Genomic DNA, 13,864 nt, shown 5'->3' on the forward strand with positions numbered 1-13,864 from the left:
TCCGTAATAAATAATCGAAACGGCTATTAAAGCCGCATAAAGTCATTAAACAATGCTACAAACATCAAAGAGAGCAGCATAGCCATACCAATTTTTAGACCAAGGAGCTGAATATTCTCACTTACCGGCTTCCCTGTCACTAATTCGACAGCATAATAAAGCAAATGTCCGCCATCTAAGACAGGGATTGGCAATAAATTTAATATACCTAAGCTAATACTCAGATAAGCAAGAAAACCAATATAATATTCAACACCCAGCGATGCAGAAGAACCGGCAACTTTAGCAATGGTAATAGGACCACTCAAGTTTTTTACTGACATATCGCCCGTCAGCATTTTCCATATAGAGTCGAAAATCAAACCGATCAGTTGCCAAGATCTTTCGAAAGCCATAAAGATAGATTCAATTGGACCATATCTTATCTGCCTTTCCATATTTTCAGGAAGAGAAACTTGCTGAGTGCCCGCCCCTATATAACCTATTTTCTCACCATCATCAGTTATTTTCAGCGCAGGCGTAAGCTTAACAAAGTACTCCTGCCCGTTTCTAACTATTCTCAGGTTCAACGCTTGTTCTGGATTTCCTTTAACCACACTTACAAACGACAACCAATCTTGAACCCGAACATCATTGACTGAAAGAACCTCATCACCAGCTTTCAAGCCTGAACCCGCAGCCCTTCCATTCTCCAAAAAACTACCAAAAATTGCTGGCACATGAGGACGCCAAGGCACCAGCCCTAAAGCTGAGACCGGTGACTGCTTATCAACGTCAAACTTCCATTCATCCAGTGCAATTTTGTATTCTTGCACTAGAGTCGTACCTTCTTCACGCAGTTTGAGGGTTAATATCCCACTTTCAGCAACACGCGAAGCAAGTCGCAAATTAACAGCGTCCCAACTTAAAGTTTCATAGCCATCAACAGCAACTATTTCCGAACCTATAGGTAAACCTGAATTTTCAGCTAAAGATCCCTGCTGAACCGACCCAATCACAGGTACGACTGCAGATACGCCATAAATAAAAAGAAACCAATATGCAAAAACAGCAAAGACGAGATTTACAAGAGGACCTGCGGCAACAATTGCGATACGTTGAATGACAGGTTTACGATTAAAGGCTTGGGAGAGCTGATCTTCAGGTACGTCTCCTTCGCGCTCATCCAGCATCTTGACATAGCCACCTAAAGGAATACTGGCTATCGCATACTCAGTACCTTGACTATCTTTCCAAGTATAAAAAGCTTTACCAAAACCAACAGAGAAACGTAGAACCTTAACCCCACAACGACGAGCCACATAAAAATGGCCCCACTCATGGATTGTAACTAAAATCCCTAAGGTAACGATTGTGGCAAGAATGGTATGTAACAGTTCCATAGCAATCTCACTATACAATTAAATATTGCATACCCAGCACAAACAAAGGCGAAGCTGCAGTCAGACTGTCGATGCGATCTAAAACACCACCATGCCCCGGGAGTAACTGACTACTGTCTTTGATACCCCGATGCCTCTTCAACATACTTTCAAATAGATCACCCAGTACAGAAATCAACCCTATTGCAGTGGCAAGCACAACAAGAAGAATAACTTGAAGCATTTCAAAATCACTGTATAACGCAAACCCCAACGCAATAACTACACAGGCGACTAATCCACCATAAAGACCTTCGCGCGTTTTGCCAGGGCTTACATTAGGCGCTAACTTAACCCGACCAAAATTTTTGCCCGAGAAATACGCACCAACATCGGCACCCCAAACCAAAAGAAACAGCAGTAGGATTAACATTTCACCGTTTTCTGAACCCTTCAGCCCAACAAATGCAATCCAGCTAGGAACCAACACAACCAAGCCAACTAAGGCACGTTTCCAGCAAGCACGCCAACCAGTGCTCTGCGGATATTTCACCACCCAGAGAAACGCGACCATCCAACCTAAGAGCGCTCCTGACAAGATAAGTTCAACAGGAATACTGGTATAAAAAAGATGCAGACCAGCAAGAATCGTTGCCATCAAACCGACATACATGAAACGCTGAATACGGCTTTGATATCCGGATAAATTTGCCCATTCCCAAGCACCAAAGAGAATAACAACATCCATAAAATAAAGAAAAGATGATAAAGGTAAAGAAAACACACCTAGCAACGCTAACGGTGCAAGCACGAGCGCGGTTAATATTCGCTGTTTAAGCATTTTGCTCCGCCTCTACCTGCTCACTGGTTTTACCAAAACGGCGTTGTCTGCCGCTATAATCTTGGACTGCTATTTTCAAATGCTCTTTATCAAAATCAGGCCAATAAGCATCAGAGAAATACAGCTCAGTGTAAGCAAATTGCCAGATCAAGAAATTACTAATGCGCTGCTCACCCCCTGTTCTAATACATAGATCAGGCTCCGGAAGATCGGAAAGGTTAATGCATTTACCTAGGGATTCTTCAGTAATCTCTGAAGGAGATAATTCATTAGCAATGCACTTTTCAGCCAATTGACGAGCCGCCTGGGTAATATCCCAACGACCACCATAATTTGCAGCGATATTAAGCTGCAAACCATCACAATCAGCAGTCAAAGCTTCAACATGGTGAATTTTTTTCTGTAACGAATCGCTAAAGGATGTTTTATCACCCACAACTCGCAAGCGAATATTGTTCTTTAATAATTTCTTCGCTTCTCGATCTAATGCTAATTTAAACAATTCCATTAGACCCTTGACCTCCAACGGAGGTCGTTTCCAATTTTCAGAACTGAAAGCGAACAAAGTCAGAGACTCAACTCCTAACTCCACACAGCCTTCAATGACTGAACGCACACAATCCACCCCCGCTTTATGACCTGCCAGGCCTGGTAGTCGACGTTCTTTTGCCCAACGGTTATTACCATCCATAATAATGGCAATATGCCGAGGCACGTTTGTAATAATTTCTGAAGAATTGTTTTCTGATGACATGCAAATAATTCAGCAGTGCTTTACAGCACTGCTGCTTCGATCAGATTTCCATTAGATCTTTTTCTTTCTGTTCCAGAAGACTATCTACTTCTGCAACATGCTTATCCGTAACTTTCTGAATTTGATCTTCGCCGCGGCGCTGATCATCTTCAGTAATCTCTTTTTCTTTCAAAAGATCTTTAAGGTCGCCGTTTGCATCACGACGAATATTACGAATAGCTACACGCGCACCTTCTGCTTCCTGACGCGCTTGTTTGATATAACCCTTACGCGTTTCCTCAGTCAACGGAGGCATTGGAACACGAATATTTTCACCCGCAGTTGCCGGATTCAAACCTAGATCAGACGTCATAATCGCTTTTTCGATTACAGGCACCATCGGCTTTTCCCACGGTACGATTGATAGCGTACGACCATCTTCAACGGAAATATTAGCTACCTGACTCAAAGGCACATCGGAACCGTAATAGGAAACCTGAATACCTTCCAGAATGCTCGGGTGTGCACGACCAGTACGAATTTTCTTGAAGTTCGTTACTAGGGCATCAACACTTTTCTGCATGCGCTCGGCAGCATCCTGAGTGATTTCATTCAGCATATTTTTCTCCAACCGTTTCACTGCAATCGATCAATGTACCCTCGTCGCTACCTACTACAAGGTTGGCGAGAGCACCTGGTTTATTCATATTAAATACACGCACTGGCATATTGTGATCTCGCGTCAAACAGATCGCGGTCAGATCCATAACACCCAGCTGCTGTTCTAAAACTTCATCATAACTTAGGTGACGGTAACGGCGCGCTGTAGGATCCTTAACTGGATCTGCCGTGTATACACCATCAACCTTGGTTGCTTTCAGGACAACATCCGCCTCTACCTCTATACCACGAAGACAAGCTGCAGAATCTGTTGTAAAGAAAGGATTACCTGTACCCGCCGCAAAAATTACAACATCACCTTGATTAAGGTAACGCATCGCATTTCGACGGTCGTAATGATCTACTACACCACTCATTGGAATAGCCGACATTACTCTAGTGTTTATATTGCTACGCTCCAATGCATCGCGCATAGCCAATGCATTCATAACGGTTGCGAGCATACCCATATGGTCGCCAGTAACACGATCCAACCCAGCCTCATTTAGCGCTGCGCCACGAAACAAATTACCACCGCCGATAACCATACCGACTTGAACACCGATCCCTACTAGCTGGCCGATCTCTAAGGCCATTCGATTCAGGACATTTGAGTCTATACCAAAGCTCTCGTCACCCATTAGGGCTTCGCCGCTAAGCTTCAATAATATGCGTTTATATTTTGATTGTTTCTCGGTGGTTGGCATCCGTATATCTCCACAGAAATTGGGATCAGGAGAGTGTAGCAAGAAAAGAGGGGATTGCGCATGGGTTAGATGCGCAATCCATAAGCTTTAGAGCTTATTAGCCGTTAAGCTGAGCAGCAACTTCTGCAGCGAAGTCTACTTCTTCAACTTCAATACCTTCACCCACTTCGATACGAGTGAATGCAGATACAGTAGCACCAGCATCTTTTGCAACCTGACCAACTTTCTGATCTGGGTTTTTAACAAAAGCTTGCTCTACTAGGCTGTTTTCAGCCAAGAACTTGTTGATACGACCAGTAACCATCTTCTCTGCAATTTCTGCAGGCTTGCTAGCCATATCTGGCTGCGCAAGAATGATTTCTTTCTCTTTTTCAACAACGTCTGCAGGCATATCTTCTTTATTAACAACCTGAGGGTTAACAGCAGTAACATGCATTGCGATGTCTTTAGCTGTTTCTTCGTTACCACCTTCAAGCTGAACAAGTGCAGCGATCTTGTTGTTGCTGTGTACGTAAGCACCAACAACGCCGCCTTCAACTAGGAATACGCGACGTACGCCAATGTTCTCACCGATTTTCTGAACCAATGCATCACGCGCATCAGTTAGTTCACCAGCCATCAACGCTTCTACATCAGTCGCTTTATCAGCAAACGCTTTGTCTAGAACAACATTAGCGAAAGCTAGGAAACCTTCATCACGTGCAGCGAAGTCAGTTTCAGAGTTAACTTCTACTGCTACCGCGTAGCTGCTATCGTCTGCAACTTTTACAACTACAACACCTTCTGCTGCTGTACGACCTGCTTTTTTAGCAGCCTTCATACCAGAAGCTTTACGTAGCTCTTCAATCGCTTTCTCGATGTCGCCACCAGCTTCTTTAAGTGCTTTTTTACACTCCATCATGCCTAGACCAGTACGGTCACGCAGATCCTTAACCATTGCAGCGGAAATGTTCGCCATATCGAATACCCCTATAAAATAATCGCGGGTTAATCAAAAAATCCAAAAAAGGGGGCAAGGCCCCCTCTATAAAGTCAAAGAGAATACGTCGCCGTATTCCCAGCAGAATTATTCAGCTGCTTTTTCTTCAACTTCAACGAATTCGTTTTTGTCGCCAGCAGTTGCTTCAGTACCTTCTAGGCAAGCATCAGCTGCAGACTTAACGTAAATCTGGATTGCACGCAGTGCATCATCGTTACCAGGGATAACAACATCAACGCCATCTGGGTTGCTGTTAGTATCAACGACACCGATAACTGGGATACCCAGTTTGTTTGCTTCATTTACTGCGATACGCTCGTGGTCAACGTCGATTACGAACAAAGCATCAGGCAGACCGCCCATCTCTTTGATACCACCGATAGAACGCTCTAGCTTTTCCATTTCACGCTGACGCATCAAAGCTTCTTTCTTAGTTAGCTTCTCAAACGTACCATCCTGGCTCTGACCTTCCAGATCGCGTAGGCGACGGATAGACTGACGGATAGTTTTGTAGTTAGTCAGCATACCACCCAACCAACGGTGGTTTACGTATGGCATACCTGCACGAGTAGCTTCTTCTTTAACGATTTTGCTAGCAGCGCGCTTAGTACCAACGAAAAGAACTTTATTCTTGTTGGAAGCCATACCCTGGATGCTATCTAGTGCACCGTTAAGTGCAGGTAGAGTGTGCTCTAGGTTGATGATATGAATCTTGTTACGAGCACCGAAAATGAATTTAGACATTTTCGGGTTCCAGTAACGAGTCTGGTGACCGAAGTGAACGCCTGCTTTAAGCAGGTCACGCATAGTAATTTTAGCCATTATATTTTCCTAAAATTGGGTTAAACCTCCACGATCCCCAACATCCAACCCGAAGGCACCCTGAACATTGTGTCGGAACGTGTGTGATATATATTTTTGCTTACGCAAATTGAGCGCGGATTTATACCATAACCACCCAATAATATAAAGCCTATTTCTATTCCTGCAGCAGGATTGCTACAATCCCCTTCAGTTAAACTTTAATACACCGCTTCTGGCGGGTTCACAGGACAATTGACAGCTTATGAGCATCAAAATTAAAACACCTGAAGAGATCGAGAAAATGCGCGTTGCAGGACGTTTGGCTGCAGAAGTTCTCGAAATGATTGAGCCATATATAAAACCAGGTGTCACCACAAATGAGCTGAACCAAATTTGTCATGACTACATTGTCGATAAACAGCAAGCAATTCCAGCGCCGCTCAACTATCATGGCTTTCCTAAATCAATCTGCACCTCAGTTAATCAGGTTGTTTGCCACGGCATTCCGAATGACAAAAAACTGAAAGATAGCGACATCATCAACGTCGATATCACGGTAATCAAAGATGGTTATCACGGCGACACCAGCAAAATGTTTTTTGTGGGTAAAGAGCTTCCTCATGCCCGCCGCCTAGTCGATATCACACTGGAATGTATGTACAAAGGTATCAAGCTAGTTAAACCGGGTGCACGCCTTGGAGATATTGGCCACGTCATCCAAACTTATGCTGAACAAAACCATTACACTGTGGTTCGCGAATACTGCGGGCACGGTATTGGCGCTGAATTCCACGAAGAACCTCAGGTTCTACATTATGGCAAAGCAGGCACGGGCGAGATTCTTGAAGAAGGCATGATTTTCACAATTGAGCCAATGATCAATGCCGGTAAGCGTCAAGTTAAACTATCCAAAAAGGATGGCTGGACAGTTGAAACTGCTGACCGTCGCTTATCAGCGCAGTGGGAACACACAATTCTAGTAACTGCTGATGGTTACGAGATTCTAACTCTGCGTTCTGATGAGAACATTCAGTAAACCATTTAACTGCGAGCAATCAGTAAAGCGGGTAATGCGAAGATGTCGACCACCCTCCACCAGCAACTAGCCGAAGAAGAGATCATCGACATCGATGATTTTAGAACCAAGTTAGCTGAGGCAACCTCCCCTATTCCAGTGTACAAAGAGGCTCTTTGTACAATAAAAACCAGCCTTGACGATCGCTTTAAGGCCGGGGAGGACATTCGCAAACTAATCTACGGCCGTGCGTGGGAAATTGATCGCATCTTACAAGTCGCTTGGTCTCAATACCCATGGCCTGAGGATAAGATCTCACTTATCGCCGTTGGCGGCTATGGCCGAGGCGAACTACACCCGCATTCAGATATTGACCTACTCATCTTATTAGATGATGAGGTCAATGCTGAAGATCTACACGATTCAATCAGCGCCTTTTTAACCACCCTCTGGGATATCAATTTAGACATAGGCTCCAGCGTTCGAACACTCAGCGAATGCTATAAAGAAGCTCAAAGCGACATTACGATTGCAACCAACCTGATTGAATCTCGTACGCTAACGGGCAATCCTGATCTACACACCCAAATGTATGATCGAGTGACATCAGAAGGCGCTTGGACTGATAAAGAGTTTTTCCTAGCTAAGCAAAAAGAGCAGAAAGAACGCCATAAGAAGACCAACAATACTGAGTACAACCTAGAACCTAACCTTAAAAATTCCCCTGGCGGCCTCCGCGATTTACAAACCATAGGCTGGGTATCCAAAAGACATTTCGGTTCTACCTACATTCGCGACTTAGTTGAAGATGGCTTTCTGACAGAGACAGAGCTAGATATCTTAAATAAAGGCGAGCTGTACCTATGGTCCGTTCGCTATGCACTGCACATGCTCTGCAACCGTCGCGAAGACCGCCTACTGTTTGATCATCAACGCACACTAGCTGAGTTCTTTGGCTACAAAGATGAAGAAGGAAAACTTGCTGTAGAACAGTTCATGAGCAAGTACTACCGTATTGCCATGACCATGTCAGAATTCAACGACATGCTACTGCAGCACTTTGATGAAGCAATCCTCCGCGCCGATGAAGAACAAGTGATCACCCCTCTGAATAATCGCTTCCAGATCCACAACGATTATTTAGAAGTCACTCACGAAAACACTTTTGAACACCAACCTTTTGCCCTGATGGAGCTATTTGTCCTGTTAGCACAAAATCCATCCATTAAAGGTGTTCGCGCCTCGACTATCCGCTTAATTCGAGACAATCGACACAAGGTTGATGAAGAATTTCGTAAGGATATTCGCAATACCAGCCTCTTCATGGAACTACTTCGCTCCCCAGAGCGAGTCTCCACCGAATTAAAACGAATGACACGATACGGAATTTTGGGTCGCTACCTACCTCAATTTGGCCGCATTATTGGTCAGATGCAGCACGACCTATTCCATATCTACACCGTTGATGCACACACCATGAAGGTGATTCAAAAGTGCCGACAATTCAGACATCGCGACTACCGAGAAGAATTCCCAATTTGTCATCGCATTGTAAATCAGCTACCCAAAATCGAACTGCTATACATTGCCGGTCTTTTCCATGACATTGCCAAAGGTCGAGGCGGCGATCATTCTGAGCTAGGCGCTGAAGACGTACTCGAATTCTGCGATGAGCACCATTTAGGCAAGTGGGACAGCCATTTAGTATCCTGGCTCGTACGTAACCACTTACTTATGTCCATGACAGCTCAACGCAAAGACATTTCAGATCCGGAAGTTATCCACACATTTGCGCAACAAGTACGAGACATTGTACATCTTGATTATCTTTACGTGCTGACTATCGCCGATATCAATGCTACCAACCACACGCTGTGGAACAGCTGGCGCGCAACGTTGATGCGTAAACTCTATACCGACACTAAACGCGCTCTACGTCGTGGCTTAGAGAACCCAATCAATAAAGAAGACCGTATCGAACAGATTCAGCACGAAGCTCAGATTCTATTGGATCGACAAGGCGTAGAGAAAACCGATATACACACTTTATGGTCATCAATAGGAGATGATTATTTCCTTAGAGAGACCGCCCAAAGCATCGCTGAACACACCAAGGCAATTCTAGAACATACAAAAGCAGATGAGCCGCTGATCCTGATTCGCCAAACATCTCACCGTGTATTTGAAGGCGCAACAGAGATTTTTATCTACAGCAAAGATATCAAAAACCTCTTTGCAGCCACTGTAGCGGCAATGGATCAATTACACCTCAACATCCAAGATGCACGTATTATTGTGACAGATAGCGGCGAGGTCCTTAACACTTATACAGTGCTTTCAGATGACAATACGCCATTGTCGGAGAACCCGAGCCATCTACAGTCAATCAAGCAACGATTAATTGAAGAGCTAGATGACCCAGATGACTACCCGGACATTATCCAGCGACGCGTTCCACGTCAGATGAAGCTGTTTGCTACACCAACACAAGTTTATGTAAGCAATGATCCAGCTGCTCAACAGACCGTACTAGAAGTAATTACACCGGATCGTCCAGGTCTACTTGCACGCATTGGTGGCATTTTCGCGGAACATAACTTGTCTGTACGTAAAGCGAAGATCGCGAGCGTGGGTGAACGTGTAGAAGATTTCTTCTTTATCACCAACGAACAAGGCCTGCCAGTCTCAGATCCTGACTTATGTCAGACCCTTCAGGATCAGATCTGCCAGCAGCTGGATGAACATATCCAACACGAACGTTAATATAGCCGTAGCCTCAGGTAATCGAGGCACTAAGAGAAAGTGAGGAAAACATGGATCAACAAACGCAAAATGAAATCGAAGCGGCTGTATTCCGTCGTCTACTAGAGCACTTAGACAACCGTAAAGATGTACAGAACATTGATCTAATGATTCTGGCGGGTTTCTGCCGTAACTGTCTGAGCAAATGGTACAAAGCTGAAGCGGAAAAGCGCGGCCATGAAGTCGATTACGATGCTGCGCGAGAGCTGGTATACGGTGAGCCTTACGACACTTGGAAAGACAAATACCAAAAGAAAGCCACACCAGAGCAGATGGCAGCATTCGAAGCGACTCAAAAATAATCGCTTAACTATTAAAACTTAAGTAATAAAAAAGGGAGCATCAGCTCCCTTTTTTATTGTCTATTTAGCGGCTAATCCAGGCTCGTTGAACCTGATTTAGATCCACCTCTAAAGTGGTTGCATAAGTATCTTCTTGCACCGGATAAGTCTTCACAACTCTTGCTCCTCTAACGATCCCAGAGACAGCAGCTTTAAACTGATCGCTCTGCAGCACCATATCTTGCACTGAAGTGGTACCAAACAAATACTGACCATGAACAACACCCGCCAACTCTTGATAAGCTCGTAACTTAGAAGCGCGCATCGCCATCAGAATTTTATGCTGCCGATTTTTCCCCGGCTGTAAGCTAATTGGCGCATAGCCCGTCGCTCTCACCCAATTAGGCTCTTTCGGCTCTTCTACACGGGTTGGAAAATTAACATCCGGTAACGCTTCAACCATATCAATGGTCGTCTCAACTGCCGTTTCACATCCCTGAAGAAGTAAAACTGGCGTCAATAAAAACAGCCCAGCCAATTTACGAAAAAAATTTGTGTATGCTTTTTTCATTTGATGATTTACCTAACCGGCCCACTTCCATTTTCGATAATCAAATCTTCATTTAACGCTTTGAGAGGATTATACCCTGGCAATCCACCCTCTAAACGAGCGTTACTCACATGACTCTGCCCAGTTGCCAATACCTGCCGAGTCGTCGTATCAATCACTCGGGCATTAATCACCATGCCATCAGAATGTTGCGCATAAGTTCCAGTCACCAAGAAATACAATTTGTAGCGTGTTCTAAGGCCTGACAGGTTCTGTTTCGATAGCGGCTGTTTGGTTGATGTTGTTAACCCCGCCGCGCGGTAGTCAATCAAGTTATAACCATGCTGCTGCAACTGATAAATAAACGCTTGTTCTATACGCTCACCAAAACGTCCAACTTTGCGCTCATTATGTAAATTTGTGAATGGAATGACTGCCATTGGGAATGTTTTAACGCGGTTCTGCTGCAAACCCGCTGTCATCTGCACAGCCATTTGCTGAACAGCTTCACTGAGAGGATCCAAACCATTTGGAGAAACATCAACCTGCACAACCTCTCGCTGTAACATAGCACGCTCTTTTTCCAACAGCGCTTCCTTTTCTGCGATATGCGCCTTTTCTAGCTTATGCAGCTCCGCAACAACTTCAGGACTCATACTTTCAATATGCACGGACTCAGGCCCAGCATCTTTATTCGTTTGCTGCATACAACCACTTAAACATCCGATCGCAAACAGCAGTAAAATATTTTTCATCCTGATCTTCCAAACTCAAAGGTTACGCACCACAATCTAACATAATCATCTAGGTATAGGGAGCAATACAAAACGCGACCTTATACAATGATTTACAATCATATTGTAATTACATACTGTCAGCTTTAAGCGCCCTGAGATAAGATGCCCACAGCTCCAACATCTGTTATTTAAGTTATCTACTTATAGTGTAAGTAATCGGTCAACGGTGAGATATGTTTAATCTAGTGCAAAAATTAATCTTAGCCTGCCTACTTCTATTGCCCCTTTCAGCTCAGGCAGTTGTTGTTGAAGCTCAAGGCCAAGCTATTATTGCTAACAAAGATATAAACTCTGCTCGAGAAGCTGCCATTCGAGATGCTTCACAACAAGCCTCTATGCAAGCCGCCGTGTATATTTCTAGCAGCCAAGTCGTTCGCGATGGCATCCTAGAAATCGACAATATGCAGATCAGCACCTTAGGCCAAGTATCCAATATAGAGATAGTCGATGAGAAGGTCGTTGGTAATACCCTTTTTATCCGCATACGGGCTGATGTGCTGATTGATCAAGGATGTCACAACGGCGTAAGTAACAGTTATACAAAGTCAATTGCTGTTACCGCCTTCCCTCTACTAAAACTTAAACAAGCCAACCTAGGTGGTTTAGGGACTGTGAGCAGTGTTTTTCCTGCTCAAATTGCACAACTGATGAATAACAAACAGTCTTTTGTTGCCCATAACGCCGGCCGTCTAAACCTTCACCCACAACCAGAATTTGCTCCAACCAATCAGCTGGATGATGGTGCGCTTTCCAGCATGCAACAAACAGCGGGCCAGCTTAATGTAAACTACGTTGTTTCCGGCGTTATCCGCGATATGTCGATGATGGACCCGCGTACTCACGCCGAAAAAAACTACCTAATCGACCTTTACAACACCTTGGATTACAAAAGTAAAAGGCACTTACGAAACTTTGAAATAGACCTATTTATCCATGATGGTATGACTGGACACTTGGTCAGCCAAAAACACTATCAAACTGCTGGCCTCTGGAATCTAGATCGCACAATTAAGACAGGCTTCAATACTGCTGGATTTTTCAAACAGGATTATGGAAAAAAAGTTAAACAGCTCCAGAAAACCATTCTTGAAGAACTTCAACACGAATTACTTTGCGAGCCTTTCTCTACCATGATTACTCAAGTTGAAGACCGAAATATCTGGATTAACTCTGGTAAGCAGCAGGGCTTGAAACGAGGCGACAAACTTACAATTTACCGCAAGTCCACTTATTACTCACCAGATATGAAAGCAACCACTCAACTAACCAATACCAAACAAACATTGGTAATTGATGACGTCCAAATGGGCTCAGCTTCTGGCCACATCAGTAGCGCAGCTGCGTCATACAATATCAGGCCTGGCGATTTAGCTATCGCTCGCTAACGAAAAGCAGATTAAGAAAGGAATGCACTCGAACCTAATAATACGCTCGAGTGCTATATCAATGCTTAGCGACGTGTTCCGCTAATATTGATCTCTACACGACGGTTCTGAGAACGACCAGCTGCTGTTTTATTATCAGCTATAGGGTAACGCTCACCATATCCACGAGCGTTAATACGTAAACGCTCAACACCCGCACTCGCAAGATAATCACCTACACGAGCAGCACGGCGTTCTGACAACTGCTGGTTATATTCAAAAGAACCCGAACTATCGGTAAAACCATCAACATTCAGCTCAGTTTGATCAAACTTAGCCAACACCTTAGCTACAGAATCTAATACTGGGTAGAAACTACCTGCGATACGATCAGAATCAACTGCAAATGTAATATTACCCGGCATAATCAAACGGATAGAATCACCAATACGCTCGACACGAACACCTGTGCCTTCTAACTCTTGACGTAACAAAGCTTCCTGTTGATCCATGTAATAGCCGATACCGCCACCAACAGCGCCACCTACAAGCGCACCTGTTAAAGCACCTTTACCACGATCACTTTTACTAGAAACTGCAGCGCCCAACACGGCACCAGCAACAGCGCCAATACCTGCACCCTTCGCAGTATTACCTACTTTCTGTTCACCAGTGTAAGGGTCCAACGTTTGACAACCCGTTAGCAGAACACCTGTAACGGCTACAGCAATCAATTTTTTCATGCATATCTCCTAAGATTCTTGCGCTCCCTGAATTCGGCCATAGTATGGCTGAATATTCGCTGACTAAAAACAAATAAAATAAGTCATAGATGCTAGTCAGTACGGGTAAACACCGATAAAATAATACGATTGTAATTTTTAGATTTGGCCTATATCTACTGTCGCTTAAAATACGTTATTGTGTAGCGGTTAGATAGAGCCCTTCGATTATCTGTAGTACTGCCCTT

At 44.2% G+C, this 13,864-nt stretch carries 14 protein-coding genes; 4 read left to right on the forward strand and 10 right to left on the reverse strand.

The window, feature by feature from the left end:
- Positions 1-26: 26 nt before the first annotated feature.
- From rseP to rpsB, 7 genes are all read right to left on the reverse strand, one after another.
- Positions 27-1,382, reverse strand: a complete 1,356-nt coding sequence (gene rseP, locus ACMXYX_RS14930) for a sigma E protease regulator RseP (RefSeq protein WP_415896981.1) — start codon at positions 1,380-1,382, stop codon at positions 27-29.
- 10 nt (positions 1,383-1,392) lie between these two features.
- Positions 1,393-2,202, reverse strand: coding sequence for a phosphatidate cytidylyltransferase (locus ACMXYX_RS14935; RefSeq protein WP_415896982.1), 810 nt, complete (start codon positions 2,200-2,202; stop codon positions 1,393-1,395).
- On the reverse strand, positions 2,195-2,956 hold the full coding sequence (uppS, locus tag ACMXYX_RS14940) for a polyprenyl diphosphate synthase (RefSeq protein ID WP_415896983.1): 762 nt from the start codon (positions 2,954-2,956) through the stop codon (positions 2,195-2,197). Before uppS ends, ACMXYX_RS14935 begins: the two co-directional genes overlap by 8 nt.
- A gap of 40 nt (positions 2,957-2,996) precedes the next feature.
- Positions 2,997-3,554, reverse strand: coding sequence for a ribosome recycling factor (gene frr / locus ACMXYX_RS14945; RefSeq protein WP_415885836.1), 558 nt, complete (start codon positions 3,552-3,554; stop codon positions 2,997-2,999).
- Positions 3,544-4,302: a UMP kinase gene (pyrH, locus tag ACMXYX_RS14950; RefSeq protein WP_415882452.1), complete on the reverse strand. Its 759-nt coding sequence runs from the start codon at positions 4,300-4,302 to the stop codon at positions 3,544-3,546. The genes frr and pyrH overlap by 11 nt, the downstream gene beginning before the upstream one ends.
- A 97-nt stretch (positions 4,303-4,399) precedes the next feature.
- Positions 4,400-5,260, reverse strand: coding sequence for a translation elongation factor Ts (gene tsf, locus ACMXYX_RS14955; protein WP_415896984.1), 861 nt, complete (start codon positions 5,258-5,260; stop codon positions 4,400-4,402).
- Between the two features lie 108 nt (positions 5,261-5,368).
- Positions 5,369-6,103: a 30S ribosomal protein S2 gene (gene rpsB, locus ACMXYX_RS14960; protein ID WP_415882454.1), complete on the reverse strand. Its 735-nt coding sequence runs from the start codon at positions 6,101-6,103 to the stop codon at positions 5,369-5,371.
- A 244-nt stretch (positions 6,104-6,347) separates the two neighbouring features.
- Between rpsB and map the strand changes: the two genes are divergently transcribed.
- From map to ACMXYX_RS14975, 3 genes are read left to right on the forward strand one after another with little or no spacing between them, the layout of a single operon-like run.
- A complete protein-coding gene (gene map / locus ACMXYX_RS14965) occupies positions 6,348-7,121 on the forward strand; it encodes a type I methionyl aminopeptidase (protein WP_415896985.1) in 774 nt (257 codons plus the stop codon).
- A 42-nt stretch (positions 7,122-7,163) separates the two neighbouring features.
- Complete coding sequence (locus ACMXYX_RS14970; RefSeq protein ID WP_415896986.1) at positions 7,164-9,863, forward strand: [protein-PII] uridylyltransferase; 2,700 nt, start codon at positions 7,164-7,166, stop codon at positions 9,861-9,863.
- Between the two features lie 50 nt (positions 9,864-9,913).
- Positions 9,914-10,204: a DUF1244 domain-containing protein gene (locus ACMXYX_RS14975; protein WP_415882457.1), complete on the forward strand. Its 291-nt coding sequence runs from the start codon at positions 9,914-9,916 to the stop codon at positions 10,202-10,204.
- Positions 10,205-10,268: 64 nt separating this feature from the next.
- Here ACMXYX_RS14975 and ACMXYX_RS14980 read toward each other — a convergent pair whose 3' ends face one another.
- Both ACMXYX_RS14980 and ACMXYX_RS14985 read right to left on the reverse strand, forming a co-directional pair.
- Positions 10,269-10,754 (reverse strand): LPP20 family lipoprotein, encoded by a 486-nt coding sequence (locus ACMXYX_RS14980; protein ID WP_415892579.1) that lies wholly within the window; start codon positions 10,752-10,754, stop codon positions 10,269-10,271.
- Between the two features lie 8 nt (positions 10,755-10,762).
- Entirely contained in the window at positions 10,763-11,488 is a 726-nt protein-coding gene (locus ACMXYX_RS14985; protein WP_415882459.1) for a FlgO family outer membrane protein, read from the reverse strand.
- A gap of 215 nt (positions 11,489-11,703) precedes the next feature.
- Here ACMXYX_RS14985 and ACMXYX_RS14990 point away from each other — a divergent pair, with 215 nt between their 5' ends.
- Positions 11,704-12,915 carry a flagellar assembly protein T N-terminal domain-containing protein gene (locus ACMXYX_RS14990; RefSeq protein WP_415906192.1) on the forward strand — a complete coding sequence of 404 codons (1,212 nt, stop codon included), beginning with the start codon at positions 11,704-11,706 and terminating at the stop codon, positions 12,913-12,915.
- A 65-nt stretch (positions 12,916-12,980) separates the two neighbouring features.
- On the opposite strand, the gene ACMXYX_RS14995 is transcribed toward ACMXYX_RS14990, so the two are convergent.
- Complete coding sequence (locus tag ACMXYX_RS14995) at positions 12,981-13,637, reverse strand: OmpA family protein (RefSeq protein ID WP_415906193.1); 657 nt, start codon at positions 13,635-13,637, stop codon at positions 12,981-12,983.
- Positions 13,638-13,864: the final 227 nt, after the last annotated feature.

The organism is Neptuniibacter sp. QD72_48 (assembly GCF_047778065.1).
In the GTDB taxonomy this organism is placed as follows: Bacteria; Pseudomonadota; Gammaproteobacteria; order Pseudomonadales; family Balneatricaceae; genus Neptuniibacter.